Source organism: Cupriavidus sp. KK10 (genome assembly GCF_018223725.1).
GTDB lineage: Bacteria > Pseudomonadota > Gammaproteobacteria > Burkholderiales > Burkholderiaceae > Cupriavidus > Cupriavidus necator.
Genome location: NZ_CP073677.1, coordinates 2,888,332 through 2,914,780, shown reverse-complemented (window position 1 = coordinate 2,914,780; position 26,449 = coordinate 2,888,332). Strand labels below are relative to the sequence as shown.

Annotated in this window: 24 protein-coding genes and 2 pseudogenes; 15 read left to right on the top strand and 11 right to left on the bottom strand. The window is 64.8% G+C overall.

Translation table 11 applies throughout. The features are described from left to right. Window positions 1–23 precede the first annotated feature (23 nt). A complete protein-coding gene (locus KB879_RS13790; protein ID WP_211981745.1) occupies window positions 24–1,208 on the bottom strand; it encodes an acetyl-CoA C-acyltransferase in 1,185 nt (394 codons plus the stop codon). A gap of 479 nt (window positions 1,209–1,687) precedes the next feature. On the opposite strand from KB879_RS13790, the gene KB879_RS13785 reads away from it, so the two are divergent. The 4 genes from KB879_RS13785 (at window position 1,688) to KB879_RS13770 (ending at window position 6,017) form a co-directional block, all read left to right on the top strand. Continuing rightward, a complete protein-coding gene (locus KB879_RS13785) occupies window positions 1,688–2,167 on the top strand; it encodes a carbon monoxide dehydrogenase subunit G (RefSeq protein WP_011615257.1) in 480 nt (159 codons plus the stop codon). Window positions 2,168–2,288: 121 nt separating this feature from the next. Beyond that, window positions 2,289–2,771, top strand: coding sequence for a (2Fe-2S)-binding protein (locus KB879_RS13780; protein WP_211981741.1), 483 nt, complete (start codon window positions 2,289–2,291; stop codon window positions 2,769–2,771). A 10-nt stretch (window positions 2,772–2,781) separates the two neighbouring features. Continuing rightward, complete coding sequence (locus tag KB879_RS13775; RefSeq protein ID WP_211981738.1) at window positions 2,782–5,154, top strand: xanthine dehydrogenase family protein molybdopterin-binding subunit; 2,373 nt, start codon at window positions 2,782–2,784, stop codon at window positions 5,152–5,154. Beyond that, window positions 5,151–6,017, top strand: a complete 867-nt coding sequence (locus tag KB879_RS13770; protein WP_211981736.1) for a xanthine dehydrogenase family protein subunit M — start codon at window positions 5,151–5,153, stop codon at window positions 6,015–6,017. The genes KB879_RS13775 and KB879_RS13770 overlap by 4 nt, the downstream gene beginning before the upstream one ends. Before the next feature lie 15 nt (window positions 6,018–6,032). Here KB879_RS13770 and KB879_RS13765 read toward each other — a convergent pair whose 3' ends face one another. From KB879_RS13765 to KB879_RS13755, 3 genes are all read right to left on the bottom strand, one after another. Continuing rightward, window positions 6,033–6,737 (bottom strand): TetR/AcrR family transcriptional regulator, encoded by a 705-nt coding sequence (locus KB879_RS13765; RefSeq protein WP_211981734.1) that lies wholly within the window; start codon window positions 6,735–6,737, stop codon window positions 6,033–6,035. A gap of 78 nt (window positions 6,738–6,815) precedes the next feature. Beyond that, window positions 6,816–7,262 carry a helix-turn-helix domain-containing protein gene (locus KB879_RS13760; RefSeq protein ID WP_211981729.1) on the bottom strand — a complete coding sequence of 149 codons (447 nt, stop codon included), beginning with the start codon at window positions 7,260–7,262 and terminating at the stop codon, window positions 6,816–6,818. 33 nt (window positions 7,263–7,295) lie between these two features. Next, window positions 7,296–7,910 (bottom strand): TetR/AcrR family transcriptional regulator, encoded by a 615-nt coding sequence (locus tag KB879_RS13755; protein WP_249221300.1) that lies wholly within the window; start codon window positions 7,908–7,910, stop codon window positions 7,296–7,298. Window positions 7,911–8,171: 261 nt separating this feature from the next. Between KB879_RS13755 and KB879_RS13750 the strand changes: the two are divergent. Then, a pseudogene (locus KB879_RS13750) lies at window positions 8,172–8,918 on the top strand (TolC family protein); the annotation flags it as partial. Window positions 8,919–8,930: 12 nt separating this feature from the next. Here the strand turns inward: KB879_RS13750 and KB879_RS13745 are convergent. Both KB879_RS13745 and KB879_RS13740 read right to left on the bottom strand, forming a co-directional pair. Next, on the bottom strand, window positions 8,931–9,254 hold the full coding sequence (locus KB879_RS13745) for a putative quinol monooxygenase (RefSeq protein ID WP_211981728.1): 324 nt from the start codon (window positions 9,252–9,254) through the stop codon (window positions 8,931–8,933). Window positions 9,255–9,328: 74 nt separating this feature from the next. Beyond that, window positions 9,329–10,076: pseudogene (locus KB879_RS13740) on the bottom strand (SDR family oxidoreductase). A 108-nt stretch (window positions 10,077–10,184) separates the two neighbouring features. On the opposite strand from KB879_RS13740, the gene KB879_RS13735 reads away from it, so the two are divergent. Together KB879_RS13735 and KB879_RS13730 are read left to right on the top strand one after the other, a co-directional pair. Further along, window positions 10,185–11,102 carry a LysR family transcriptional regulator gene (locus KB879_RS13735; RefSeq protein WP_211981727.1) on the top strand — a complete coding sequence of 306 codons (918 nt, stop codon included), beginning with the start codon at window positions 10,185–10,187 and terminating at the stop codon, window positions 11,100–11,102. A gap of 68 nt (window positions 11,103–11,170) precedes the next feature. Further along, window positions 11,171–12,550 (top strand): FAD-containing oxidoreductase, encoded by a 1,380-nt coding sequence (locus tag KB879_RS13730; protein ID WP_211981726.1) that lies wholly within the window; start codon window positions 11,171–11,173, stop codon window positions 12,548–12,550. Window positions 12,551–12,562: 12 nt separating this feature from the next. Here the strand turns inward: KB879_RS13730 and KB879_RS13725 are convergent, their stop codons facing one another. Next, complete coding sequence (locus tag KB879_RS13725; RefSeq protein ID WP_153953430.1) at window positions 12,563–13,195, bottom strand: malonic semialdehyde reductase; 633 nt, start codon at window positions 13,193–13,195, stop codon at window positions 12,563–12,565. Between the two features lie 496 nt (window positions 13,196–13,691). Here KB879_RS13725 and KB879_RS13720 point away from each other — a divergent pair, with 496 nt between their 5' ends. After that, window positions 13,692–14,630: a S1C family serine protease gene (locus tag KB879_RS13720; RefSeq protein ID WP_153953431.1), complete on the top strand. Its 939-nt coding sequence runs from the start codon at window positions 13,692–13,694 to the stop codon at window positions 14,628–14,630. Between the two features lie 43 nt (window positions 14,631–14,673). Then, complete coding sequence (locus KB879_RS13715; protein ID WP_211981724.1) at window positions 14,674–15,318, top strand: response regulator transcription factor; 645 nt, start codon at window positions 14,674–14,676, stop codon at window positions 15,316–15,318. 34 nt (window positions 15,319–15,352) lie between these two features. Here KB879_RS13715 and KB879_RS13710 read toward each other — a convergent pair whose 3' ends face one another. Together KB879_RS13710 and KB879_RS13705 are read right to left on the bottom strand one after the other, a co-directional pair. Then, window positions 15,353–15,949 (bottom strand): DJ-1/PfpI family protein, encoded by a 597-nt coding sequence (locus KB879_RS13710; RefSeq protein ID WP_013953351.1) that lies wholly within the window; start codon window positions 15,947–15,949, stop codon window positions 15,353–15,355. 86 nt (window positions 15,950–16,035) lie between these two features. Next, complete coding sequence (locus KB879_RS13705) at window positions 16,036–17,160, bottom strand: nitronate monooxygenase family protein (RefSeq protein WP_153953433.1); 1,125 nt, start codon at window positions 17,158–17,160, stop codon at window positions 16,036–16,038. Between the two features lie 265 nt (window positions 17,161–17,425). Here KB879_RS13705 and KB879_RS13700 point away from each other — a divergent pair, with 265 nt between their 5' ends. Next, window positions 17,426–18,328, top strand: a complete 903-nt coding sequence (locus KB879_RS13700) for a GntR family transcriptional regulator (protein ID WP_153953434.1) — start codon at window positions 17,426–17,428, stop codon at window positions 18,326–18,328. An 80-nt stretch (window positions 18,329–18,408) separates the two neighbouring features. Here the strand turns inward: KB879_RS13700 and KB879_RS13695 are convergent, their stop codons facing one another. Then, window positions 18,409–19,077 (bottom strand): GntR family transcriptional regulator, encoded by a 669-nt coding sequence (locus KB879_RS13695; protein WP_041228672.1) that lies wholly within the window; start codon window positions 19,075–19,077, stop codon window positions 18,409–18,411. 332 nt (window positions 19,078–19,409) lie between these two features. Here KB879_RS13695 and KB879_RS13690 point away from each other — a divergent pair, with 332 nt between their 5' ends. The 4 genes from KB879_RS13690 to KB879_RS13675 are packed head-to-tail and all read left to right on the top strand — an operon-like array spanning window position 19,410 to window position 24,947. Next, complete coding sequence (locus tag KB879_RS13690) at window positions 19,410–20,663, top strand: MFS transporter (protein WP_013953347.1); 1,254 nt, start codon at window positions 19,410–19,412, stop codon at window positions 20,661–20,663. A gap of 42 nt (window positions 20,664–20,705) precedes the next feature. After that, entirely contained in the window at window positions 20,706–21,518 is an 813-nt protein-coding gene (locus tag KB879_RS13685; RefSeq protein WP_153953435.1) for a putative hydro-lyase, read from the top strand. Window positions 21,519–21,545: 27 nt separating this feature from the next. After that, window positions 21,546–23,189: a 5-oxoprolinase subunit PxpB gene (gene pxpB / locus KB879_RS13680; protein ID WP_211981722.1), complete on the top strand. Its 1,644-nt coding sequence runs from the start codon at window positions 21,546–21,548 to the stop codon at window positions 23,187–23,189. Between the two features lie 27 nt (window positions 23,190–23,216). Then, complete coding sequence (locus tag KB879_RS13675) at window positions 23,217–24,947, top strand: biotin carboxylase N-terminal domain-containing protein (RefSeq protein ID WP_211981720.1); 1,731 nt, start codon at window positions 23,217–23,219, stop codon at window positions 24,945–24,947. 39 nt (window positions 24,948–24,986) lie between these two features. Here the strand turns inward: KB879_RS13675 and KB879_RS13670 are convergent, their stop codons facing one another. Then, a complete protein-coding gene (locus KB879_RS13670; RefSeq protein ID WP_013953343.1) occupies window positions 24,987–25,790 on the bottom strand; it encodes a BPL-N domain-containing protein in 804 nt (267 codons plus the stop codon). 287 nt (window positions 25,791–26,077) lie between these two features. Between KB879_RS13670 and KB879_RS13665 the strand changes: the two genes are divergently transcribed. Continuing rightward, entirely contained in the window at window positions 26,078–26,263 is a 186-nt protein-coding gene (locus tag KB879_RS13665; protein ID WP_013953342.1) for a hypothetical protein, read from the top strand. The last annotated feature ends 186 nt before the right edge of the window (window positions 26,264–26,449 follow it).

Sequence of the window (26,449 nt, the reverse complement as noted above, 5' to 3'; positions counted from 1 at the left end):
TCTCCGTTGTCGCTCTTGCATGCTTAGTGGATGAACTCGAACAGGCCTGCCGCGCCCATGCCGCCGGCGGCACACATGGTCACGACGCCATACTTGGCTTTGCGGCGGCGTCCTTCCAGCAAGATGTGGCCGGCCTGGCGCGCGCCCGTCATGCCATACGGGTGACCGACGGCAATCGCGCCGCCGTTGACGTTGACGCGCTCCAGCGGCAAGCCAAGCTGGTCAATGCAATACAGCGCCTGGCAGGCAAAGGCTTCGTTGAGTTCCCACAGGTCGATGTCATCGATGGAAAGCTCGTTGCGTTCCAGCAGGCGCGGGACTGCGCGGACCGGGCCGACGCCCATTTCGTCCGGCTCCACCCCAGCGGTGGCCAGGCTGACGAAGTAGCCCAGCGGTTCCAGGCCACGCCGTTCGGCCTCACGTTCGGACATCACCACCAGCGCCGCGGCCCCGTCAGACAACTGGCTCGAATTGCCGGCCGTCACCTGGTAACCCTCGCCCTTTACGGCAGGCAGCACGCTCAGTCCTTCCAGCGTGGTGTCGGCACGGACACCTTCGTCCGCCTCGAGCAGGAACTCCGCCGTCGAAGTCTCGCCGGTCACCTTGTCCTTCACCGACTTGACCGTTGCCAGCGGAACGATTTCGTCCGCGAAGCGGCCGGCCTTCTGAGCTGCCACAGTAAGTTGCTGGCTGCGCAGCGCGAACGCGTCTGAGCGCTGCCGCGACATGCCGTAGCGCTCGGCGAGGATTTCAGCCGTATCGATCATGTGCAGGTAAACATCGGGGCGATTCTTGGCCAGCCACGCTTCCTGCTGGGCAACCTTCAGCGTGACCGGTTGTGACAGGCTGATCGATTCGACGCCACCCGCCACCATTACCGGCACCTTGTCGATCAGCACACGCTGTGCGGCAAAGGCGACTGCCTGCAAGCCGGATGCGCAGAAGCGGGTCAGCGTCGTGCCACTGACGGACACCGGCAGGCCCGCGCGGATGCCGCCTTGCCGGGCGACGTTGCCACCGGTGGCGGCGATGGGCTGGCCGCAGCCGAAGATGATGTCCTCGACTTCCGCGCCGTCAATCCCCGCACGCTGGACGGCATGCTGAATGGCATGGCCCGCCATGGTGGCGCCATGGGTCATGTTGAAGGCGCCTCGGGTGGCTTTGCCGATCGGGGTGCGGGCAAATGAAACGATCACTGCACGAGACATGGGTTCTCCTTTGAGGTGGATGGGGCCGGCGTTCGAAGTCGGCTGAATCGAATATAGACAGTGGATACATTGGAGCGTGCGCCGGGGACTGGAACGAAGGTGGGCAGAGTTGAAAGGGCTGAACGCCTGGCCTGCCTTGCCGCGCTAGTCGCGTTCGCGCTGGTGCTCGGTGTATCCACTGTCTACATCCTAGGATTGCGGTCTTGGCCGCGTCAAGAAGTCTTTGGGCAATTTCGGGTTTACCAGCTGTTCCTGTATGGGCACTGCAGTGCCAGCCAGATGAGCGAAACGGCTTTCGTTGCTAGGGTTACCACTAGGCGTAAACGGCTTCCCGTTCCTTGACGCTCGCCGACGCGCTCCCTACGATATAGACGCTGGATAGATTGGTGTTCGGCCATGCGGTGACGAAGCGGCGCGGAGCTTCGCGGTTCCGGGCCGGCCGCTGTGACGGAAGTAGCAGAAACCGAAAGGGGGAAACATTGGAATTCACTGGCGCACAGGTAATCAAGGCTTCCAGGGCAGAGGTCTGGAAACGGTTGAACGATCCGGCGACATTCCAGCGGTGTTTGCCGGGATGTGAGCAATACCAGCAGGGGGATGACGGTGACTATGACGCAGTCATCGTTGCGGCTGTCGGACCGATCAAGGCACGCTTCAAGGGCACGGCCCGATTTACCGGCCACCAGGAGGGCATCGGCTATCACATCGAAGGCAGCGGCAGCGGTGGCGTCGCGGGATTCGGCAAGCTGGGCGCCGATATCCGTCTGGAAGACGTCGAGGGCGGCACTTCCCTGCACTACGTGGCCGCAGCGCAGATGGGAGGAAAGCTCGCACAGATCGGGTCCCGTCTGGTGGGATCGGTGGCGAACAAGTTCCTGGCGGAGTTCTTTTCCCGCTTTGAAAAGCTGGTAAGCCAGGAGGCAAGTCCCGGTGGTTCGCTGGCAACTTCCGCTGAATGAGCTTCGGCAGATCTGGGAGGAGCATCGGGATTTTTTTTTGCCCCTTTAGTATGATGATCGTAATTCTATAGGCACCACGGGTGCCTATGCTGAAGGCGCTAACGGAGACACAGAGGCGACTGTGAAAATAGAAAACACCATCAATGGCGTAACAGGTACCACCGAGATAGAGCCAAGGCGGCTACTGGTGCACTTGTTGCGGGACCAGAAACGCCTGACCGGCGTTCATATCGGTTGTGACACCTCCCAGTGCGGTGCCTGCACGGTGCTTGTGGACGGAACGACAGTGAAGTCGTGCACCGTACTTGCCGCCCAGACTGACGGCTGCGAGCTGCACACGATTGAAGGCATGGAGCACGACCACACGACAGCCGTGCTCAAGCAAGCTTTCAACGAACTTCATGGCTTGCAGTGTGGCTTCTGTACGCCGGGAATGCTGCTTGCGGCACGAGCGCTGCTTGCGCACCAGCCTGCGCCGGCCGAAAGCGATGTCAGGGAAGCGCTGCACGGCAACCTGTGCCGCTGCACCGGGTATCAGAACATCGTCGATGCTGTTCTTCTTGCCGCGACCAGGCTGCAGCGAACGCCGTCCGCCACACATTAGGAGGCCTGAGATGAGCGAAGCACTGAACGGAAGTGCAACGAAGTACATTGGAAAATCGGTCAGCCGCCGTGAGGACAAGCGCCTGATGAGCGGCCAGGGCAGGTTTACGGATGACCACCAGTTCCCGGGCATGGCCTTCGCGGCCTTCGTCAGATCGCCCTATGCTCATGCCGTTGTCAGCGAGATCGATACCTCGGCCGCACGCGCGCTTCCCGGCGTGATCGGTATTCTGACCTATGCGGACATCCAGGGCAAGGTTGGCGACATCCGGCCGAACTGGGTCGTGGGCAATTCGAAGGTGCCGCCGCACCCTCCGCTTGCGGCCGAGCGGGTGCGGTACGTAGGGGAAGCCGTGGCGATGGTGGTGGCCCGGACCCGTGAGATTGCCGCGGACGCCGCGGAGCTCGTTGAAGTCGGCTACGAAGCGTTGCCGCCTGTCGTCGATGCGGAAGCAGCACTGTCAGACACCGCGCCCCAGCTTCACGATAACGTGCCCGGCAATCGCATCGGCACTTTCCGGCTCAAGGGCGGCAGCTACGAGGATGCATTGAAACGGGCCGACCGGGTAGTCTCGATCCGGCTGGTCAACCAGCGGCTGATTCCAAGCCCGCTCGAACCGCGCGCCTTGTGCGCGAACTTCGACCCGGTCGACGAGCGCCTGACGTTTATCGTCCCGACCCAGGTTCCGCATATGTCGAGACGCTGGCTGGCGGAGACCCTGCGCTGGCCCGAGCACCGGGTCCGGATCGTGGCGCCCGATATCGGTGGCGGATTCGGCGCAAAGATGCACTTCTATGCGGAAGAGGTGCTGGTGGCGTTCGCCTCCAGACATTTCGGGCTTCCGGTGAGCTGGACGGAGACGCGCAGCGAGAACTTCGTCGCGACCACCCATGGCCGCGCGCATACCGAGTATGTGGAGGCGCCCGTTACCAGCGACGGCAAAGTGCTGGGGATCCGCTTGCGGTCGTTCGCCAACCTCGGCGCCTACCTGTCGAACATGGCGACGGGGATCCCTACCATCAATACGGTCAACTACATCACGGGCAACTACCAGATAACGTCAGTCGACGCGGAAGTGAATCTGGTGACAACTAATACCACGCCGGTCGATGCCTATCGCGGCGCCGGACGGCCAGAAGCCGCATACATCATCGAGCGGCTGATGGACGCTGTAGCGGGGGAGCTGGACATGGATCCGGTCGAGTTGCGGCGCCGCAACCTGGTGCAGCCCGATCAGTTTCCCTATTTGCCGCATGACGGCGCGCGCGGCAAATGGGACTCCGGCGACTACGAAGCCTGCCTGAACAAGGCGACCGAGCTGATCGGCTACCGGCGCTGGCGTGAGGAGCAGGTGGCGCTGCGCGAGCAGGGCAAATACATCGGCATCGGGGTGACCTGCTATCTCGAGCTGGTCGGCATGGGCATTTCGCCGATGCTGGAAAAGGTCGGGTTCAACCGCGGCGGCTGGGAGAGCGCGCATATCCGCGTGCATTCCGACGGCAAGGTCACGCTGTTCAGCGGCTCGATGCCGCAAGGCCACGGCCATGCCACCAGCTTCGCGCAGATCGTTGCGGAAGCCCTGCAACTGCCGATGGAAGATATCGATGTCGTGCAGGGCGACACGGATCGCGTGCTGGCGGGTCATGGCACGTTCAATTCACGCTCCATGCCCGTAGGCGGCAGCGCTGCCTATGTGGCAGCGGGCAAGATTCTCGCCAGGGCAAGGCGGATCGCCGCCTTCATGCTCGAAATCCCGGAAGAGGACGTGCACTATGCAGATGGCCATTTCTCAAGCACGGCAAATCCGACCGTCATCCCGTTCTCGCAGGTCGCAAGGATGGCATACCTTGCGCACAAGCTGCCCCGGGATTTCGAAGCAGGGCTGGACGAGCGCGTCTTCTATGAGCCGGTCGCCCTGGGAGCGCCGAATGGCTGCCATGCCGTGGTCGTGGAGGTCGATGCGGAGACCGGGGTGGTGACGATCCTGGACTATGTGGCAGTCGACGACGTGGGTGTGATGATCAACCCGATGCTTTGCCATGGCCAGATGCACGGAGGCATCGCACAGGGCATCGGCCAGGCCCTGTTCGAAGAAGCCACGTACGACGACTCCGGGCAACTGCTGTCCGGCTCGCTGCTTGACTACGGCTTTCCGCGTATCGAGCAGATCCCTCGCATGCGTACCGGCTTCCATGTCTCTCCGGCGCCGTCGAATCCGCTCGGCGTCAAAGGCATCGGGGAGGCGGGCTGCGTCGGTGCGCCGCCCGCGGTCGTCGCGGCGGTATGCGATGCACTGAAGCCATTTGGCATATCCCATCTCGATATGCCGCTGACGCCGCCGAAAGTCTGGCGAGCCATCCAAGAGAGCCGGAGCGCGACATGATTCCGTACGAAGTCGAATACCTTAGGGCGAGCAGTGTGCAACAGGCACTTTCCATCCTTGCCCAGAACCCCGAGGCGAAGATCCTGGCCGGGGGTCATACGCTATTGCCGATGATGAAGCTCAGGCTGGCGAGGCCTGGACTGCTGGTGGATATCGGTCGCCTGCCTGAACTTCGTGGCATCGTGGTCCATGAGGACTCCGTTTCCATCGGCAGCGCCACGACCCACGCCGAACTGGAGGCGAGCGCGGAACTAAAGCGGCTGGCCCCGCTGTTCCCACTCGCCGCCACGGTGATTGCCGACCCGACAGTCAGGAACCGTGGCACGATCGGTGGCGCGCTGGTGCACGCCGATCCGTCGGCCGACTGGCCGGCGGTCGCGCTTGCGATGGATGCCGAAATAGAAGTGGCAGGCGGGCAAGGCAGCAGGCGCATTCCCGCGCACGAGTTCTTTGCCGGCTTCATGTCCACAGCCGTTGAGCCGGACGAGGTCCTTACGCGCATCCATGTGCCATTGCCGGCACCGGGCCGGGTCGCATACCGCAAGTTCCGTCATCCGTCGTCGGGCTATGCGGTGGCTGCGGCGGCCGTTGCCATCAACGTTGCAAAAGATGGCTATACCTGGGGACGGATTGCCATCACTGGCGTTGCGGATGCGGCATTCCGCGCCTGGGAGGCGGGGGCTTTGCTGGAAGGCAGCTTCGCCGACCTGCCGGACAAGGTCGATGCCATTGTCGAAGCCGCGTTCACCAACGTGACGCCGCTGGAGGACAACTTCGCCGATGGGGCATACCGGCTGCAGCTTGGCCGGGTGATGCTGAAGCGGGCGCTGGTCGATGCGCTGGAGCCGCGCCGCGGAGACTGAAACTCCGGGGGAGGCTTACGCCTGCGCTGCGCTGCGTGACCTCGCCTTCGGTTTGCTTGCGGCGGCACCGGCCGCCGCGGCCTTGTTCTGGCCTGCTGCCAACAGGCCGGTCAGCACGAATTGCTGTACGCTCTGCCGCCATTGGGCCAGCGCGACGCGTGGGCGCGGGCTGGGTCCGGTCGGCTTGGCACTGAAGAACATGCTCACACCGTGCATGGCCGACCACGCGCAGCGCACCATCATGTCGTCGAACTGCTCGGCAAGATTGTTTTCCCGGAAATAGTCCTGGACTGCACCCGACAGGAGCTGGTAAGACGCGCTGCCCGCCTCCAGCAGTTCGGGGTACCTCTCCTTGTCCTCGATCTGCGGCCCGAACATCAGGTAGAAAAGCGCGGGATGCTTGACGGCGAACTCGATATAGCCGTCCATGATCGTGAGCAGCCGCGCCTCGGCGCTCATCTCCGGCGAGAGCCGGGCCCGCCGCACCGCGACCAGTTCACGGAATCCTTCGGCGGCGATGGCGGCAAGCAGGCCCTCCTTGTCGGCAAACTGATTGCGCGGCGCGCCGTGCGAGACCCCGGCCAGCTTTGCCGCGGAGCGAAGGGTCAGTCCATGGACGCCCTTGAGGGCCAGGATTTCCCGGCCACAGCGGATCATTTCTTCCCGCAGGTTGCCATGGTGATAGCTTTGGCGTGCCGGGCGCGTGGTGGAGGTGGTCATGAAATGGCGGGTCGCGATGTCGTCAGGCCTCCATATTAGCGCTAACCCATCCGGTGACCCGCGGACGGCAGCTGGCAGCTACCGCATCTGGGCGTCGATGACCTGGACGTCTTCGAAGGGGATCGGCGATCCATCGGGGCGCGTCAATGGTGGCGCCACGATCTCGTTTCCCGTGTGCTTGTCCACGAAAAGCTTGGCGCGCCGCTTCGGTTCCGCCACCCATCGCTCTGCCCACGCCTTGAGGCTCAGGTAGGTCGGCAGGAAATCGCGTGCGCTGTCGCTCAGGAAGTAGGCGCAGCGTGTGCTGCCTTCGATCGGCCTGCGTATCAGCAGGCCGTGATCGGTCATTGCCTGAAGCCTGGCGCTCAGGATGTTGGATGCAATGCCGAGCCGGCGCTCGAACTCCTCGAATCGCGTCGCCCCGTAATACGCTTCACGCAGGATGAGGATGACCCAGCGCTCGCCCAGCACCGCCGAGGCATGTGCAACGGGACATGGCATCTTGAGGAAGCGGGATTGGCTCATATCGGCTCCGGCGCTGGTGCAAGGGCGGCCGCACTACAGGGAGGTCTGGAGTGCGTCCAGAATCTCGGTGGATAGCGCTTCCGAGCGCACGGAGCGCGCCAGCACCATGCCGCCGACCATGGCCGCCAGCGTGACAATGGCATCCTTGCGTGCTGTCTCATCATCGCCCCCTGCAATGGCTTCGATGAGCGATGTCACGCGCGCCTCGAAACGCCGCCGCGTCTTGGTATCCAGGCGCGACACATCGGCACCGAGCGCCGCGATGGCGCAACCCGATCCGGGATGGTCGCGGTGCCTTTTGTTCACATACGCCTGCACGACGGCTTGCCTGCGCTGCCTGGGCGATGCCACCGACGTCGCCTCTTGTAGGAGTTCCATGGTCTGGTCGAAGGCTGCGTCGATGGCCTCGGCAACCAGGGCGTCCTTGGACTCGAAGTGCGCGTAAAACCCTCCATGGGTCAGGCCGGCGCTTTTCATCAACTGGGCTACGCCGATGCCGTTGACACCGTGCTTGCGGAATTGCGTCGAGGCAGCCTTGACGATGTGCTTGTGGGTTTCAGCCTTTTGGTCGAGCGAGTAGCGCATGATCAGGTGACAGGAAGAGTCGGGCGTGTGTGTCTCTGCAATATATAACATTACGATCATCATTGCATCGGGTGCTTGCCGCGGGGGTTGTCGGCCGCGTCGTTACATGTGGGGGCCAACGGGCGCGCGCCACGTGATTCACTAGGGATAGCACCAAGGCAGCAGCAGCGTGTTCCTCCTTGACCATGCCGGTCCGCCTGACTAGCATGTAGACGCTGGATACATCGCCGGGCGGGGCAAACGCTTGACTAGGAGCGGCATGGGAGCGGCATGGGAGCGTCATGGCCACTGCGGCCGTTCGTCACGTGATATGACGACCGTCACGCGCTCGCTCAGGTCCGCGCTACCGTCCCGGTGCTGGAGACAGGCCTCGATGCCGCGTTGAATGCGCTGGACGTAATGCTTGGTGTTCCGCCCGGCACGTATCGCGCTGAACTGGCCGGCCCTAAAGCGATTCCCGCCGCACCGCAGCTCGCCGGAACGGGCTCGCCGGCGGATCTGCTGCGACGCAGGCCCGACCTCATCGTCGCGGAGCGCCGGCTGGCGGCGGCGAACGCACGAATCGGTGTAGCCATTGCGGAGTACTACCCAAAATTCTCGCTCAGTGCCCTGTTGGGCAGCGCCACAACCGTAGCCAGCGGGAACCTCTTTTCCGCGGGCGCAAGCCAGGCAGCGGGCGTGCTTGGCTTGCGCTGGCGTCTGTTTGACTTCGGCCGCATCAATGCACAGATCGAACTGGCCCGAGGGCAGGAGGCAGAAGCGCTGGCGGCATACCGTCAGGCTGTGCTGCGCGCGACCGAGGATGTCGAAAATGCCTTCTCCGCGCTGATCAAGCGTGAAGATCAGGCAGGCACGCTGGCCCAAGGCGAGACCTCGCTGACCCAGGCGCGCAATGCCTCATTTGCCGCCTACCAGAAAGGCGTGGTCCGCTTGATTGAGGTCTTGCATGCTGACGAGAGTCTTCTGCGGACGTCCGACGCCAGAGCGCAGGCACAGACCGAATCAGCCCGCGCCGCCGTGGCGGCATTCAAGGCGCTCGGCGGGGGGTGGGGACCGGCAACTGCCTTATAGGGCAATACCGCTTCAGTTGCCGGCTTTCTGGTAGTCGCGCACTGGCGTCAGAAACTCCAGCGTGCGTGGTGCTTTCAGCAGATCGGCCAGCACCGCCTCGTATTCGCGCCGGTAGGACGCTTTCAGGTGGTGGTCCCTGAAATGCTGCTCGCTGCAGGCCCAGTTCTCATAGAGAACAAGCGTGTCAGGATCTTCGAGCGAGCGGTGCAGATACGTGTTGATAAAGTCCGGTTCCTTCGACATCTGGTCGAGGACATAAAGCAGCTTCGACTCGAGCTCGGCGCGCCGCTCGGGCTTGCCCGGCAGATGGACGATAAAGGCAATGGATTGGTTCATGGTACTGCTCCAGGCAGGATGGGCGACCTCATGCGCGGACCGCGCTCAACGCCGCGGCCCGCAAAGGCATTGACTTAAAGTTGGATCATGCCACCGTCGGCGATGATTTCGGTACCGACGATGAAGGCCGATTCCGGCGCCGACAGATGCAGCACCGTCGACGCAATCTCCGCCGGCAGGCCGAAGCGGCCCAGCGGGATCTGGCTCTGGATCTGCGCGGCAGTGGCCGACAGGGTGTCGGCTTCCAGGCCCAGCTTGCCGTACAGCGGCGGCGTCACCGGCCCGGGGCTGACCACATTGACCCGGATGCCCGAGCTGACCAGCTCACCCGACAGAGTCCTGGCCAGCGAGATCAGTGCTGCCTTGCTGGCGGCATACACGGAAGACATCGGCATGCCGATGCGCGCATTGATCGAGCCGTTCAGCACGATCGACGTGCCCGGGTTCAGCAGCGGCAGCAGCGCCTGTATCTGGAAGTAGGCGCCCTTCACGTTGGCGTTGAAGGTGGCGTCCCACAGTGCCTCGTCCACGTCGGCAACGGCGGCAAACTTGGCAATGCCGGCGTTGATGAAGACAGCGTCCAGGCGGATGCCGGCGTCGGTCAGCTGGCGAGCCAGGTCACGCGGCCTGCACGGTGCCGGTTTCGTTGCGGATGGCGATGGCCTCGTTGCCGAGCGTGGCGCGGGCGACTTCCAGTGCCGCTGCGTCGCGGCCGGTGATGACCACGCGGGCCCCTTCCTGGGCGAATGCCTGGGCAGCCGCCAGGCCGATGCCGCTGTTGCCGCCAGTGACCAGAACGGTCTTGCCTTCGAAGCGATTCATGTTGTCCTCCGGTTTGGAAAGTTGAACTTGAACAATCGCGTGACTGCAGTATGGGCGCTGCGCTTTGCCATACGATCAATCCGACGAACACGTTCGAAGGAGTCGCACATGTTGTCGGAAGACGAACTGGCCCTGCTGGAGGCCATCCGCGAGGCCGGCAGCCTGTCGCGCGCGGCGGCCAGGCTGGGCAAGGCGCCGTCCACAGTGTCGCACGCCGCGCGGCAGCTGGAGCAACGCTTCGACGCACTCCTGTTCGACCGCCGCCGCTACCGCCTGCAGCTGACGCGTGCCGGCGAATTGCTGACAGAAGAAGCCGCCCGGCTCGCGCAGGATGTCGCGCGCGTCACACAGCGCGTGCGGCAGGTCGCCAACGGCTGGGAAGACCGGTTGTGGATCGTGACCGACGAGCTGATGGAATTCGAGACGCTGATGCCCGTCATGCACGCGTTCGACGCGCTGGAATCCGGCGTGGCGCTGCGCGTCACGCACGAAGTGCTGGCCGGCACCTGGGAAGCGCTGCGGGACGGCCGCGCCGACCTGGTCATCGGTGCCACCAACGAGCCGCCCGCCATCCCTAACCTGGGGTGGTTCGAGCTGGGCGTGATCGAATGGGTGTTTGCGGTCTCGCCCCGGCATCCGCTGGCGGCCGCCCGCCAACCATTGACGCGTGAGGAGATCGCCCGCCATCGTGCCGTGGTGGTGGCAGATTCATCACGCCTCACGGGCGGCCGCGCTTACGGCATGGTGGGCGGACAGCGCTTGCTGGCCGTGCCGAGCATGCGAGCCAAGACCCTGGCGCAGCGCGATGCCCTGGGGATCGGCTGGCTGCCCAGGCACCGGGTCGGCTCGCTGCTGCAGCGCGGCGAACTGGTAGAGAAGCGCACCGCCGACCCGCGCGAGCCCAACACGCTCTATGTGGGCTGGCGCGGCGATCACGAAGGCCGCGCCCTGCAATGGTGGCTGGAGCAGTTGCGACGGCCCCGGCTGGCCAGGCTGCTGGTGCGGGGCGTCGACACCTACGCGTAGCTGGCAGGGAAGCGTCCTACCACCTAAAGTAGCTTGTGGCTTTGCGGTACCAGGCAAGGAGAATCGTGATGGCCCAAGGATTCGACGCGATCATCATCGGCACCGGGCAAGCCGGCCCCGCACTCGCTGCGCGGCTGGCCGGCGCGGGCATGAAAACGGCCGTCATCGAGCGCGCGCGTTTTGGCGGCACCTGCGTGAACACCGGCTGCATTCCCACCAAAACCCTCATCGCAAGCGCGTACGCGGCGCAACTGGCGCGGCGGGCTGCCGAGTACGGCGTGACCATCGGCGGGCCGGTCGCCGTCGACATGAAGCAGGTGAAGGCACGCAAGGACGAGATCTCCGGCCGTTCCAGCAACGGAGTGGAACAGTGGATGCGCAGCCTGGAGAACGGCACGGTCTATCAGGGGCACGCCCGCTTCGAAAGCGCGCATGGTGTGCGGGTCAACGGCGAACTGCTGGAAGCCGACTGGATTTTCGTGAACGTCGGCGGCCGGGCCCTGGTTCCGCCCATGCCCGGGCTGGACCAGGTACCGTACCTGACCAACTCGAGCATGATGGCGGTGGATTTCCTGCCGGAGCACCTGATCGTCATCGGCGGCAGCTACGTGGGTCTGGAGTTTGGCCAGATGTACCGGCGTTTTGGCGCCAGGGTGACCGTTGTCGAAAAAGGCCCGCGCCTGATCCAGCGCGAAGACGAGGATGTGTCGCAGGCAGTGCGGGAGATCCTGGAAGCCGAGGGGATCGAAATCCGGCTCAATGCCAACTGCCTGAGCGCGCGCAGGGAAGGCGATCATGTTGCCGTCGGGCTGGATTGTTCGGATGGGGCGCGCGACGTCCACGGCTCGCACCTGCTGCTGGCGGTTGGGCGTGTGCCCAACACCGAGGACCTGGGGCTGGATCAGGCCGGGGTCGAGACCGACGCTCGCGGTTATATCCAGGTAGACGAACAGTTGCGCACCAACGTCCCCGGCATCTGGGCGCTTGGCGATTGCAATGGCCGCGGTGCGTTCACGCATACGTCATACAACGACTATGAGATCGTCGCCGCCAACCTTCTCGACAACGATCCCCGCAAGCTGACGGACCGCATCGCAGCCTATGCCATGTTCATCGACCCTCCGCTCGGCCGCGCCGGCATGACGGAAGCAGAAGCCCAGCAATCCGGCCGCAGGCTGCTGGTCGGCTCTCGCCCCATGAGCCGCGTCGGGCGAGCCGTGGAGAAGGGCGAGAGCCAGGGCTTCATGAAGGTCGTGGTCGACGCCGATACCCGCATGATCCTGGGTGCCGCGATCCTCGGCGTGACCGGCGACGAGGTGATTCACTCACTGCTCGACATCATGTATGCCAAGGCACCCTATACCACCATCAGCCGCGCGATGCACATCCATCCCACGGTGTCCGAGCTGATACCAACGCTGCTGCAGGAACTGCGGCCACAGGCCTAGGTATTGCCTCCTTCAGAGCAGTTTGCACGCCTCATCGAATTCCAGGCGGGGGCTGCGCGGAAACAGCTTGGCAGGGTCGCCATAGCCGAGATTGCACAGGAAGTTCGATTTCACGTGACTGTCCGGGAAATATTCGAGCTGGAAGGCATTGTCCTTGGGGTCCGCCGGAAAGAATTCGTGATCGACCTTGGCATTGTCGAAGCCGGACATCGGCCCGCAATCGAGCCCCAGCGAGCGGGCGGCGATGATGAAGTACGCGCCCTGCAGGGAACTGTTTCGCCTCGCAGTAGTTAGGGCGAGCTCCGGGGTATCGGCGAACCACGAGCGTGCGTCCGCGTGCGGAAACAGCTTGGGCAGAAGTTCGTAGAACTTGATGTCATAGGCGATGATGGCGGTGACCGGTGCGGCCATGGTTTTCTCGACATTGCCCGGCGCCAGCGCGGGCAACAGGCGCTGCTTGGCCTCAGGGGTACGCAGGAACAGAATGCGCGCGGGAGAGCAGTTGGCGCTGGTCGGCGCCCATTTCATCAAGTCATAGAGCTGCCGCAGGGTTTCGTCGCTCACGGGCTGGTTCAGCCATGCGCTGTGCGTGCGAGCCTCGCGAAAGAGCAGATCCATGCCTTCTTCACTCAAGCCCTTGTTCATGGTTATCTCCTGAAACGAAATCGGTACTACGCGGCTGCCCGGCCGGGTTGCCGCTTCTGTCTAGCATAGGCAGCGCCGCTCGTCGCCGCGCCGCCGGCTTTCGCATGGATCCGCAGGGCTTGTCCGCGCCATCGGCATGTGCTAGCGCGGCCAGGGGCCCAGGTATCCGAAAAGCCGCTTTGGCACGCCGGGCGAAACGCGAAGTGATCCGGTCGAAGTGACGATTGCCGGCCCTGGTGCTCGGGGCGATACTGGCGAACACTTGGCGCACCGGTGCGACGAAGAATGGGGAAGCAATGGACGAGAAGACAAAGGCTCGTACAAACACATACGCCGCGCGCGAGTCCCCCTGCACCAGCTACCCATCCGGGTGGTGCGCGGCCGTCGTGCGCCTGTCATTGTGAAACCACTCGTCTGCGCTTGCCTGCCTGGCTTCCTCAAGCTGGCCGGGCGCGCGACGCATCGGTTCACGTAGCAAATGGCAGGAGTCATCACCATGGAAACCTCAACCCCCAGCGGAAATCCCTTGCAGGATCTTTCCGCCAACTTGGCAGCCATTGCCGAGCGCGTCGGCCAGAGTGTCGTCGCGGTGCACGGGCGGCATCGCTTTCCCTCCAGTGGAGTCATCTGGCAACCCGGCGTGGTGGTCACGGCCGCGCATACGCTCAGGCAGGAAGACGGCATTGAAGTCACCCTGGCCGATGGCCGTACCGTGGCGGCCGTCCTGGTGGGACGGGACCCTGGCACCGACCTGGCCGTACTGAGGCTCGATGGCGTGGCGTCGAACCCGGTCGAGACCGGTGATGCGCGCTCCCTGAAGGCAGGCCATCTGGTGCTCGCGGTGGCGCGAGTGGACCGGCTTGGCACCAGCGCGGATTTCGGCGTTGTCGGCACTGCCGGCGGTCCATGGCGTACCTGGCGAGGCGGGCAATTCGACGCCTTCGTGCGGCTTGACGGCGGCCTGCGCCCCGGTTTCTCCGGAGCGGCCCTGGCGGATATGCAGGGGCGGGTCACGGGCCTGTGCACATCGGCGCTCGCGCCTGGCGCTGGCATCCTGATACCGGCAGCGACAGTGGCGCGCGTGAGCGGCGAACTGCTAAGCAAGGGACGTGTCTCGCACGGCTACCTTGGCGTGGGCACGCAGCCGGTGAGCCTGTCGGAGTCTTGGGTGACGAAGCTGAATCTGGCGTCCGGGCGCGGGCTACTGGTGGTATCGCTTGCGGCGGGCGGGCCTGCGGAGCAAGCCGGGGTGCTGATCGGGGATGTACTGATCGAACTGGATGGCAAGCCATGCCAAGACATGGACGACGTCCATGCCGCGCTGGGCGGCGACCGCATCGGGCAGTTGCTGAAGATCGGGCTGATCCGGGGTGGCGAGCGCAAGGAGTGCTCGATCACGGTGGGCGAACGCCAGCAACGGAAGTCGTGCGGCTGAGATTCATGCAAGCCGTCGCATGCCGGATGCCAGGATGACACCGATGAGCCCGGTCAGGGTCGCCGTGGTCGCCGTCTCGCCGCAGGCGCGGGCAAGCCTGCAGGCGCTTGTCGAGGCGGCGCCAGCGCTGGATTTCGCAGGCAGCGCGGCCGACACCGCAGGGATCGCCGACCGCTTTGCCGGCGACGTGCCGGATGTGGTCGTGATCGAACTTGAGCCGCAGGCCGGTGACCTGCCGGTGCCAGAGGCGGGCCGAGATTCCGCAGCGCCGGCGCTGGTCCTGCTCACCGACGAGGCGGACAGCGAATGGATCCATGAGGCGCTGGGAGCCAGCGCCACGGCACTACTGCCGCGTGGCGCGACGCCCAGCGAAATCATCTGCGCGATCGAAGCTGTGGCCGCGGGACTTTGCGTGCTGTCCCCGGAGATCCTCGCCAGGCTGCTGGCGGCGCGCAGGGCACCTCGCCAGACGGCATCCGCGGCTCTGACCGAAACGCTCACCCCACGCGAGCTTGAAGTGCTGGCCATGCTCGCCGAAGGGCTTGGCAACAAGGAAATCGCGCGCCAACTCGACATATCGGACAACACGGTGAAGTTCCACCTCCCCGCCATTTTCGGCAAGCTCGGCGCAAGCAGCCGCACCGAGGCTGTATTGCAGGGCATGCGGCACGGCCTCATCATGGTGTAGGAGGCTCAGCCCGGAGTCACATCACCAGCGCGCATCAGAGGAACGGCGAAATGTTCGCCATCGCGCGCGTCACGTAGGCCTCCTTCTCGCCCACTGGCGCCACATAGTCAATCGCGCTGCGTGCAGCCTCGACGCCTTCCAGACGGGCGATGAACCAGGCGGCCAGGTACTGCGACGCCAGGCACCCGCCGGCGGTTGCAACGTTTCCCTTGGCGACAAACGGCTGATCGAGCACGGCCACGCCGGCCTCCACTACCCATGGCTTGGTGGTCAGGTCCGTACAGGCCGGAACGTCGTTCACCAAGCCCAGTTTGGCGAGAATGAGCGTGCCCGAGCATTGCGCGCCCAGCAACTGGCGCGTCGGGTCGAAGCGGAGTTGCGACATCAGCGCGGCATCGGCGACGACGTCCCGGGTTCGGATCCCACTACCCACCAGCACAGCGTCCGCGTTGCATGCGTCCTCCAGCGATGCTTGCGCCTCCATCACCACACCATTCAGCGAACGCACCTTGGCCGCCGGACTGGCGATCGAAACCCGCCAGCCGGGCCGCCTGACCCGGTTGAGGATGGCGAGCGCGATCAGCGAGTCGAGTTCGTTGAAACCTTCGAAGGTCAGGATGGCGATGTGCATGGCGGGCCTCGTGGGAGTGGAGACATTGGGTTTGCGCCATCGTAGAGCCGACAGTCAGTACATTCAAATAATTGTTATAGATACGCTCAGGCTGCGTCCTGCGGGTCCGCAAACGTAGCCATGCGCAGGATCGCTTCCCTGAGCTCTGACCTGAGTTGCGCAACCAGCTCCGCGGCCGGCAGGGACCTGGCCAAGGGCGCTGCCTGCCCGGCCCACTGCGCTGCGTACTCAGCGCTCCCCGTGGCCTTGGCCGCGGCGTGAAGCGCCTTTCCCGCGTCATAGGCGATCGGGTAGTCCGGCACCGGAGGTGCGTCGGCGGCGATGCCGAGTGCCGTGAGCCGGTTGGTGAAGCCCCTGGCCGCGCGGCCCGATATGGCGCGGGTGAGTGTGGTCGGGCGCGGTTGGGGTGCGGTCAGCGCCGCGCGATAGGCGGCATCGGCAGATGACTCCGGGCAGGCGATGAATGCCGTGCCAAGCTGGGCGGCTTCCGCCCCGAGAGCCAGCACCGCGGCAATGCCTGCCCCGTCCATGATGCCGCCCGAGGCAATCACCGGAAGCTTCGTGCCCAGGACCAGAAGACGCACCAGAGCCAGCGTGCCGAGGCCTTCGTCGTAGCCATCGGTGTCGAAGGTGCCGCGGTGTCCGCCAGCTTCGATGCCTTGCGCGACGATGGCGTCCACGCCGGCGGCCTCTATCTGGCGGGCCTCCTGCAGGGACGTTGCACTGGCCAGCAGCAAAATGCCGGCACCGCGTAGCGCATCAATTTTCTGCTGGGAGGGAAGGCCAAAATGGAAGCTCACCACCGCTGGCTTTTCTTCCAGCAGCATCTGGAACATGGCGTCGTCGGCCACGAAACTCTTGTAGATTTCCCGCAAGCTCGTGGGTGCTGTCCCGCCGTGCTCGGCAAACTGGGCGGCAAGGTAGGTGAGCCAGGCCTGCTCGCGCACCACATCGGCCTTGGCCGGGGCGTGGCAGAACAGGTTGACGTTGAATGGCTTGCCGGTCAGCGCTCTTGTCTCGCGGATTGTCTTTCGCGCGGCTTGCGCGTCCATTGCCCCGACGCCAAGCGAGCCCAGCCCGCCGGCCTCTGACACGGCGGCAGCCATGGCCGCTGTGCTGACACCGGCCATGGGCGCCTGGATGATGGGCGTGGCAATGCCCAGGATCGAAAGTAGGTTGCGGCGGTGGCTGGAAGGCGTGGAAGTGTCCATGAAAGTCTCTTTCTCTTTGAAGTGCAGAATTCCGCTCGGGAGATTATCGAAGGCGACGCTGTACCGGAGGGTATCGAGCATGCCATGAAATCTGGCAGCGTGAGATGTTGCTGCGGCTTCGCAATGCATTGTTCATCGCGCGACGCATCCGGAGCTGTCGGTGCGGGGCAAGGTGGCTTACCGCACGCGCCCCGCATTGCATGCTTGGGATACCCGGCAACTATCGACTAGCTTGGAAGCCTTGGGGCCGCTTCGATGGGGCATCATGATGAAGAGGATCACAGGGCGCCTGGTCACGATTGTTTCCATGGGCATAGCAGCAGGCCTTTCTGCCGCAAGCGGCGCGTGGGCCTCTGACATCGTCTGCAAATCAACTGCGCGCGAATCCCCCGTACGCTGCAACAACCCGGATGGCTCCGGGGTGAGATGCAACCTTGCGACGGACGAGGCCGGGCCGCGGGCGCGCCCGCGGCATCTGATCTGCGATTCGTCCAGGCTGTCAGAGCGCTACGAGCGCATCTACGCCGAGCAGCAAAGGATGCTGCGCAAGGGCAGGATCCAGGACTCGGACATCGCGGCGTGGCGCAGCCGGCGCGATGCCTGCGACTCGGTACGATGCCTGGAAAGCATGTTCGCCAAATTCTGGCGGGAGCGGGATTCGATGCGAATCGCACCGGGCCGGTCCGACTCCGCGAATCAGGCTGCAACGGCCAGGTCTACCCCGGCCAGCCAGGAGGCGGCACCGCCGCCCGCGGCGGCTTCCCCGCAGGCCCCACAGGCCTCAACGCAGATCCCTGAGCCGACGCAGCGCGTACAAGAAGAGCCGCCGCCGGCAGTGCCGCGTGCCATGTCGGCCGGACCGGAACCCGTCGAACCAACACGGCCGACGGCTCCCGCTGTCGAAGCGCTGCCTGTCTGGCAAGGCACCACAGCGCCTCCCGTTGCCGGGAACAAGAACAGCAGCCCGGCCAAGCCCTATCCGGCAGCCCTTGCCGTGGAGAGCCTGCTTTCCGGACTTGCCGTGATGGGCGCGGGTTTCCTGTGGACGCGCCGTACCGCGCGCGCCCAGGATCGGACGCGTTTCGCCATCCCGGCGGCGGTGGTGGTGGTCTATGGCTTGCTGCTTGTGAATGCGCTGCTGCTGCCGTTTACGCTTGCCGTGAAGTGAGGACTCCACATCTTGAGCAGGCAGTGGCCATCGGGGCCCGGCGCGCAGCAGCTACGCATGGATACGCTCTGCGCCTGCGTTCAACGCCCCTTGAAAATCGGGTGCCGGGCGCAAACCGACAGCACGATGCGCTCGGACTGCGCCAGGTAGTCGTTGAGGGCCGCGGCACACTCTGCGAGCTTGCCCGACTCGAACAACTGCAGGATGTGCTGGTTCATCTCGACATATGGACCATGCAGGAATTCCGGATCCTGCAGCATGCCGAACGCCAGGCGCAGCTCGGCGAGCAGGTGGGAGAACATCACGTTCAGCCGCTCGCTGTCGGCCAGTTCCACGATGGCCATATGGAACTCCATATTGGCAGTGCCCGCGCCTTGCCAGTCGCCGCGGTCGCGGCAGCGCAGTCCCGTTTCCACCGCTTCGCGCAGGTGCTTCCTGGCCGGATGGCTGGGGTAGGCCTGGGCGATGGCCTGGCACTCGATCATGCGGCGCACGCGGTAGATGTCGATGATGGCCGCGATGCTGGGAATCGCCACGGATACCCCGCGGTTGGGTTCGTGCTTGAGCAGGCCTTCCTTGGTCAGCACGCGAAAGGTCTCGCGCAAGGTATTGCGCGAGATCTGCAGGCTCTCGCTAAGCGCGGCTTCCGACAAGCGCTGCCCGGGCGCGAATTCGCCATGCACGATGCGCTGGCGAATCTGCTCCGTGACCCGCTCGGCCAGATTTCTTACGTCAGTACTGGATGTCATGTTGGCTTGTGTCGGGGCGACAGGTTCCGGCATGCCCCGTGCGGGATGTTATCCCACTTTGTTGAACAATAGGCACAAGATTGGTGCGAATGATGCCCTGCAAACGTGACTTAGGTGTATACCACGATCGAACAACAACCAATATTGTTCAACAATAAGTCATGGTGGTTGAGTCATACGTGCATATAAATGAACATGGCATGTGTTTTGCTAAACAGCGGTTGGGGTGCAGGGCCGCTGAATAGCGGTCTTGCTCGCTACCGAAACTTCGTCGTGAAGACAGCGCGACGAGCTTTGTCCACGCTTTGTCCTTATCCATAGTGAGCGCAACCATGTGGCTTAAAGAAACAAACCAGGCGGAGCGCAAGACGCTCTTTGCCGCCTTCGTCGGCTATGGGGTCGATGCCTTCGACTACATGATCTACACCTTCATGATCCCCACCTTCATCCTGGTGTGGGGCATGACCAAGGCCGAGGCGGGCTACATCGCGACGGGCGCGCTCATCAGCTCGGCCATCGGCGGCTGGCTGGCGGGCATCCTGGCCGACAAATATGGTCGCGTGCGGATCCTGCAGCTGACCGTGCTCTGGTTCAGTTTCTTTACGTTCCTGAGCGGCTTCACCCAGTCCCCCGAACAACTGTTCCTGACCCGCATGCTGCAAGGCCTGGGCTTTGGCGGCGAATGGTCGGTCGGTTCCTTGCTGATCGCCGAGATGATTCGGGCCCGCCACCGCGGCAAGGCGGTCGGACTGGTGCAAAGCAGCTGGGCCATCGGCTGGGGCCTGTCGGCGATTGCATTCTGGGCGGTCTATGCCATGTTCGAGCAGCAATACGCATGGCGCGTGCTGTTCTGGGCCGGCGTGCTGCCGGCGATCTTTATCCTGTATATCCGCCGCAATATCTCCGAGCCCGAGGTGTATCAGGAAACCAGGGCCAAGCTGGCCCGCACCGGGCAAAGCAATAACTTCATGCTGATCTTCAAGCCCGGCGTGCTGCGCGTGACGGTGCTGGCAAGCCTGCTGGCGACCGGCATGCAAGGTGCCTACTACTCGGTGACGACCTGGCTGCCCACCTACCTCAAGATGGAGCGCAATCTCTCCGTGCTCAACACCAGCGGCTACCTGATGGTGCTGATCGCCGGGTCCTTCGCCGGCTACCTGACCAGCGCCTGGCTGTCCGACCGCCTGGGGCGCCGGCGTTGCTTCATGCTGTTTGCGGTGAGCGCGGCCTTCCTCGTGATCTGCTATACGCAGTTGCCGATCACCGACGCTGCCATGCTGGTGCTGGGTTTCCCGCTGGGTTTCTTCCTGTCCGGCATCTTCTCGGGGATGGGGGCGTACCTGACGGAGCTGTATCCGAGCCATATCCGCGGCTCCGGCCAGGGCTTCTGCTACAACTTTGGCCGTGCGGTCGGTTCCATATTTCCGGCCATGATCGGGCATATGAGCGCATCGATGTCACTGGGTGTTGCCATCGGCTATCTCGCCGCCGGCGCCTATGGGCTGGTCGTCATTGCCTGCCTGCTGTTGCCGGAAACGCAAGGGCGCGAACTGCTCGCCGAAGCCGGGGCCGAGGCTGCGCATTGAGATTCGCGCGTTCGCCTGATCCAAGACACTGGAGCAACACTCATGCAAGATTCCGCACTGGAACGCGCCCGCATCGCCGCCGTGAATGCCGCGCGCGAAGCGCGCGCAAGCTACCGTGCCGGCACGGTACAGCCTACCGCCGGCATTGCACCGGGGATGACGCAAGCCAACATGATCGCGTTGCCGCGCGACTGGGCCTGGGACTTCCTGCTGTACGCGCAACGCAACCCCAAGGCCTGTCCCGTGCTCGACGTGATCGAAGCGGGTGCACAGCAGACCGTGCTGGCGCAAGGGGCGGATATCCGCACCGACATCCCGCTGTATCGCGTGTGGCGCGACGGCAAGCTGGTGGAAGAGGTGGCGGACGCCACGCCCCTGTGGACTGAGTACCCGGATCTGGTCACCTTCCTGATCGGCTGCAGCTTCACCTTCGAGACGCCGCTGCAAGAGGCAGGCATCGAGGTGCGGCATATTGCCGACGGTTCCAACGTGCCGATGTACCGCACCAACCGCCAGTGTCGCCCGGCTGGCCGCCTGCATGGCGAGATGGTCGTGTCCATGCGGCCCATCCCTGCGCACCGGGTTGCCGATGCGGTTTCCATCAGCGGACGCTTCCCGTCGGTGCACGGCTCGCCCGTCCATGTCGGCGACCCGGCCGCGCTGGGCATTGCCGACCTCGCCAGGCCTGACTTTGGTGACGCCGTGCGTATCGAGCCGGGCGAGATCCCGGTATTCTGGGCTTGCGGCGTCACGCCCCAGGCGGCCGTGATGGCGTCGGGCGTGCCGTTCGCCGTGACGCATGCGCCGGGCCACATGTTCATTACCGACGTGCCAGACAGCACGTATCACGTCTAGGACCCCCGGGTCATTGCGGAGCTCGTTTTGCGTTTTCTGCCCGTCACTTCGAATGCGCTGCTGGTGGAACTGGCCGACCTGGACCAGACCCTGGCCTTGCTGGCCTCGCTGCAGCGCGATCCCCTGCACGGCGTGGCGGAGTTGGTGCCCGCCGCGCGCACCATCCTCGTTTACTTTCGCCCATTGGCCACCAGCGCCGCCGCGCTGGTACGGGCCATCGCCGCGCGCGACCTGTCGCAGCGCGTCGAGCGCAGCAACATCCTGGTCGAGATTCCGGTGCGCTATGACGGCGAGGACCTGGCCGAGGTGGCCCAGCTGCTTGGCATCACGCCCGGGGAAGTGGTGCGCCGCCACACCGCCAGCGAATACACCGTTGCCTTTACCGGCTTTGCGCCAGGCTTTGCCTATCTCAGCGGCGGCCATCCCAGCTTCGACGTGCCGCGCCGCAGTACGCCGCGCACGCGTATTCCCGCCGGCGCCGTGGGCCTGGCTGGCACCTTCAGCGGCGTGTACCCGCAAGCCAGCCCGGGCGGCTGGCAGATCATCGGGGTCACCCCCGTGGCCATGTGGGACCTGGATCGCGAACAGCCCGCGCTGCTGCAGCCCGGCTATCGCGTGCGGTTCATCGACATCGCCACGCTCGATGGCGCGCTCGATGCGGGCAGCGGCATCGCCGCCGGCGCCCCGGCGGGCCAGCCGTTGCCGACGGACAAGGCGCCTGCTGCCGCGGCGCTGAAGGTGAAGGCCACCGGGCTGCAGACCGTGTTCCAGGACCTGGGCCGGCACGGCCAGGCTGGGCAGGGCGTCTCGGCCTCGGGTGCGATGGACCAGGCCGCCCTCAAGATGGCCAACCGCCTGGTCGGCAACCGCAGCGACGGCGCGGCGCTCGAGACCGTGGGCGGCGGCCTGCAACTGCAGAGCGTGGGCGAAACCGTGCTGGCTGTCACCGGCGCCGATGCGGCGCTGACGGTGCGCACTGCCGATGGCCGCCAATGGAGCGTCCCGAACCACCAGGCCGTGGCGCTGGCCGATGGCGACACGCTAAGCATCGGTCAGCCTCTTGCCGGCGCCCGCAGCTATGTGGCTGCACGCGGCGGGTTTGGCGTCGCGCCGGTCCTGGGCAGTTGTGCGACTGACACCCTGGCCAAGGTCGGCCCCGCGCCGCTGGCCGTGGGCGATGTGCTGGACCTGCTGCCCGCAGCGGCCGGCGCTGTCGTGGGCACCCCCGGCTTGCCTGCCGCCGACCTGCCCACGGTGGAGCAGGACGTCGTGCTGGACGTGGTGCTCGGTCCCCGCACCGACTGGTTCACTGCCGAGTCCGTGACGCGCCTTGCCGCGCAGCGCTGGCAAGTCACCCCACAATCCAACCGCGTGGGCCTGTGCCTGGCCGGCGAGGTGCCGCTGGAGCGCGCCATCACCGGCGAACTACCCAGCGAGGGCACCGCCCTGGGTGCGTTGCAGGTGCCGCCAAGCGGCCAACCCGTGCTGTTCCTGGCCGACCACCCGCTGACCGGCGGCTACCCCGTGATCGGGGCCGTGGCGCCTTACCACCTGGACCTCGCCGGACAGATTCCGGTTGGCGCCTGGCTGCGTTTCAACCCGGTCGGCGCCTTCGAAGAATTTCAACCGTCAGAACTGCAACCGTCGGCGCAGCGACCGTCTGCCGCCTGAGCGCACAAGCCCCAACCGAGATTTGCGATGAAGAAAGTCCTGATTGCCAACCGTGGCGAGATTGCCGTCCGCATCATCCGCGCCTGTGCCGACTACGGAGTCGGGTCGGTGGCGGTGTATGCCAATGCCGATATCGACGCGCTGCACGCGCGACTGGCCGATGAGGCCTACGGCCTGGACGGCGACCGTCCGGCGGACACCTACCTGAACATTCCCAAGCTGCTCGAAATCGCCCGACGCAGCGGGGCAGATGCCGTGCATCCGGGCTACGGCTTCCTCTCGGAAAGTGAAGCCTTTGCCAAGGCAGTGATCGATGCCGGCCTGGTCTGGATTGGCCCGTCTCCCGCCACGATTGCCCGGCTGGGCGACAAGGTGGAAGCGCGCAAGATCGCCTTGCAGGTTGGTGCGCCGCTGGTCGCCGGCACGGCAGACCCGGTCGCGGACGCCAGCGAGGTACTGGCCTTTGCCGAGCAGAACGGCCTGCCGATTATCATCAAGGCAGCCTTCGGCGGCGGCGGCCGCGGCATGAAGATTGCATGGCGCATGGATGAGGTTGAAGAGCTGTACGCCTCCGCCGTGCGCGAGGCTGTCACTGCCTTTGGCCGCGGCGAATGCTTTGTTGAGCAGTTCCTCGACAAGCCTCGCCATATCGAAGCGCAGGTACTGGCCGACCAGCATGGCAATGTCGTGGTGCTGGGCACGCGCGACTGCTCGCTGCAGCGCCGCAACCAGAAGCTGGTCGAAGAAGCCCCCGCGCCGTTTCTGACCGACGCGCAGCGCGCGCGTATCCACGCCGCCGCCCGCGACATCTGTGCGGCGGCCAACTACACCAGTGCCGGCACCGTGGAATTCCTGCTCAGCGCCAGCGGCGCGATCTCCTTCCTGGAGGTCAACACCCGCCTGCAGGTGGAGCACCCCGTGACCGAGCAGACCACCGGCGTGGACCTGGTGGTCGAGCAATTGCGCGTGGCGGATGGCTTGCCGCTCTCCATTACCGAAACCCCGGCGCCGCTGGGCCATTCGATCGAGTTCCGCATCAACGCCGAGGACGTGGGCCGCGGCTTCCTGCCCACGCCCGGGCCGGTGCTGCGCTTCGATGCTCCGTCGGGCCCCGGCGTACGCGTGGATTCGGGCGTGCAGTCGGGCTCGGTGGTCCCCGGCACATTCGACTCGCTGATGGCCAAGCTCATCGTGACCGGTGCCACGCGCGAACAGGCGCTGGCGCGCGCGCGCCGTGCGCTGCGCGAGTTCCGTATCGAGGGTGTGGCGTCGGTGCTGCCGTTCCACCGTGCGGTGATCGACCACGCAGATTTCCTCGGCGCGGATGGCTTCAGGGTCCACACGCGCTGGATCGAGTCCGACTTCGCCGAACCGCTGGCGGCGGCCACCCGTGCTGAGCCCCAGCACGATGCCAGCCTGGTGCGCACCGCCATCGAGATCGACGGCCGCCGCATGGTGCTGGGCCTGCCGGCGCAGCTGCTGCGCGGCCTCGCCGACGCGCCCGGGCAAGGCAGCGCCGCGGCGCCGGCCCAGGCCGCCCCTACCGACCCGGCCGACCTGCCGTCCCCGATCGCCGGCACCGTGCAGACCTGGAAGGTCGCAGTTGGCGACGAGGTCAAGGAAGGCGACTTGATCGCCGTGATGGAAGCCATGAAGATGGAGATGCAAGTCCATGCTCATCGCGGCGGCCGCGTAACGTGGCAGGCGGCCGCAGGCACTTTCCTGACGGCGGGGACGCGGCTGGTCAACATTGTGTGAATTCACTAAGAATGCCGGCCAAAGGGTAGGGCGCGCCGCTCAGTTCAGCACAAGCCCCGCGTGCGCCAGCAAGCGGCGAAACACCGCCAGGCGTGTATCGCCGGTCTCCGCCAGCCGGTCGCAGACATGGAGGTGTTCAGGCATATCGCTGTGTCCGCGCAGCGCATCCTTGCACTCCCGCTCGGAGATCTCCAGGTGGACACCGGCGAGCACCGCGCGGCCCTTGCCAACCCGTGAACTGACGATGGCGGGCGGCGTGCCATCGATATCCGCATAGACGGCCAGGACCTGAGTGTCGGGGCCGGGGGCGTCGCCGAAGTCAAAGCGGCAGCCGCCATGGTAGTGGGTGTATAGCGACATCGGGACATCGGTCAGGCTGTCCGTGGTGCGCAGTTTCACCGCGGCCGTGGTACGCGGCGTGCCGTCATACAGCATGCCGTCGGTAAGTTCTGGCAGCGAGCCCACTGCCACCGCGTCGACAAAGCTCAGCTCGCGCGGGCCGCAGATTGCGCCCCTGGTGCCGGCGTGAAACGCCAGTTCCCGGCATGCGTAGTAAGCGCCCGCGCAAATCCCGAGGTAGACGCCGCCCTGCTCGACGAAATGCCGGATGCGCGCGTTCGGGGCACCGTTCAGCATTGCACAGTAGGGAAGGTCGGCGCCACCCGGCATGACAAACAGCACCGCCCCATCGAACAGCGTGGCGTCGTGCCGGATGTCGTCTGCCATCACCGCACGGATCTCGTAGGTGCTGGCATGGAGTTGGTGCCCGATGGTCCGCATCAGGCATGCGGTCCAGTCGGAAGCCCCGGCGTCGACATAGGTCAGGATCTGGGGCCTTGGCATACCGGCATCCGTTTTTGAATAACGAACGGAAACTCACGGGACGGCTCCGGCACCGGTCTCGGAGAGGAGGTCGGGTGATCCAAGGTGCTCTTATTGTGCATCGACAAGGCATATCGTTGCCCTGAATGGATTCAAGCACAACGCTGCCGATCGGCAAGATTTCGGTGACATCGCCAACAAATTGTTGCTCTCCCACATACGTACTTTCACCTAATGCTGCATTGCGACAATTCTTTTGCTACAATCAGGGAAAACCCCATAAGGGTAATCCCGAAAGGAAGGACGCCATGAACACCCAATCCGATATCAAGCTGACTGACCAACTCGAACGCGACCTGATCGACCGTGAACTCGGTACGCAAAGCCTGGGCTTCGCCCACGACGTGAAGCGCGCCATCGCCTTCGTCCAGAGCGCGATCGAGCGCCTGCAGACCCAGGCCCGCAAGGCCAAGGTGGTCTACGCCAACGGCTAAAGTGTTGTTTGCAGCATAGTAGTTGCGGCCCGTTGCGGGCTGCGTTGTAGAACCGGCCATACGTGCGCCCGCCCGGGCAGACGCGGCCGGTCTTGTTTTGCCCGCGGTTCTTGCGTGCTTTGTGAATAACTTTCGCAAGGCTTGCCAGACCTTTTCGTTTGGCCGGGACGTGGCAGGGGGGCTATC

Bases quoted from the DNA above. Each gene is read 5' to 3' on its own strand.
- KB879_RS13665 (WP_013953342.1), top strand. From the start codon at position 26,078: ATGAACACCCAATCCGATATCAAGCTGACTGACCAACTCGAACGCGAC.
- KB879_RS13765 (WP_211981734.1), bottom strand. From the start codon at position 6,737: ATGACCACCTCCACCACGCGCCCGGCACGCCAAAGCTATCACCATGGC.
- KB879_RS13700 (WP_153953434.1), top strand. From the start codon at position 17,426: ATGATGAAGAGGATCACAGGGCGCCTGGTCACGATTGTTTCCATGGGC.
- KB879_RS13715 (WP_211981724.1), top strand. From the start codon at position 14,674: ATGAGCCCGGTCAGGGTCGCCGTGGTCGCCGTCTCGCCGCAGGCGCGG.
- KB879_RS13760 (WP_211981729.1), bottom strand. From the start codon at position 7,262: ATGAGCCAATCCCGCTTCCTCAAGATGCCATGTCCCGTTGCACATGCC.
- KB879_RS13705 (WP_153953433.1), bottom strand. From the start codon at position 17,160: ATGGACACTTCCACGCCTTCCAGCCACCGCCGCAACCTACTTTCGATC.
- KB879_RS13730 (WP_211981726.1), top strand. From the start codon at position 11,171: ATGGCCCAAGGATTCGACGCGATCATCATCGGCACCGGGCAAGCCGGC.
- KB879_RS13735 (WP_211981727.1), top strand. From the start codon at position 10,185: ATGTTGTCGGAAGACGAACTGGCCCTGCTGGAGGCCATCCGCGAGGCC.
- KB879_RS13685 (WP_153953435.1), top strand. From the start codon at position 20,706: ATGCAAGATTCCGCACTGGAACGCGCCCGCATCGCCGCCGTGAATGCC.
- KB879_RS13775 (WP_211981738.1), top strand. From the start codon at position 2,782: ATGAGCGAAGCACTGAACGGAAGTGCAACGAAGTACATTGGAAAATCG.
- KB879_RS13720 (WP_153953431.1), top strand. From the start codon at position 13,692: ATGGAAACCTCAACCCCCAGCGGAAATCCCTTGCAGGATCTTTCCGCC.
- KB879_RS13790 (WP_211981745.1), bottom strand. From the start codon at position 1,208: ATGTCTCGTGCAGTGATCGTTTCATTTGCCCGCACCCCGATCGGCAAA.
- KB879_RS13695 (WP_041228672.1), bottom strand. From the start codon at position 19,077: ATGACATCCAGTACTGACGTAAGAAATCTGGCCGAGCGGGTCACGGAG.
- KB879_RS13745 (WP_211981728.1), bottom strand. From the start codon at position 9,254: ATGAACCAATCCATTGCCTTTATCGTCCATCTGCCGGGCAAGCCCGAG.
- KB879_RS13710 (WP_013953351.1), bottom strand. From the start codon at position 15,949: ATGCACATCGCCATCCTGACCTTCGAAGGTTTCAACGAACTCGACTCG.
- KB879_RS13675 (WP_211981720.1), top strand. From the start codon at position 23,217: ATGAAGAAAGTCCTGATTGCCAACCGTGGCGAGATTGCCGTCCGCATC.
- KB879_RS13690 (WP_013953347.1), top strand. From the start codon at position 19,410: ATGTGGCTTAAAGAAACAAACCAGGCGGAGCGCAAGACGCTCTTTGCC.
- KB879_RS13725 (WP_153953430.1), bottom strand. From the start codon at position 13,195: ATGAACAAGGGCTTGAGTGAAGAAGGCATGGATCTGCTCTTTCGCGAG.
- KB879_RS13670 (WP_013953343.1), bottom strand. From the start codon at position 25,790: ATGCCAAGGCCCCAGATCCTGACCTATGTCGACGCCGGGGCTTCCGAC.
- KB879_RS13755 (WP_249221300.1), bottom strand. From the start codon at position 7,910: ATGATGATCGTAATGTTATATATTGCAGAGACACACACGCCCGACTCT.
- KB879_RS13770 (WP_211981736.1), top strand. From the start codon at position 5,151: ATGATTCCGTACGAAGTCGAATACCTTAGGGCGAGCAGTGTGCAACAG.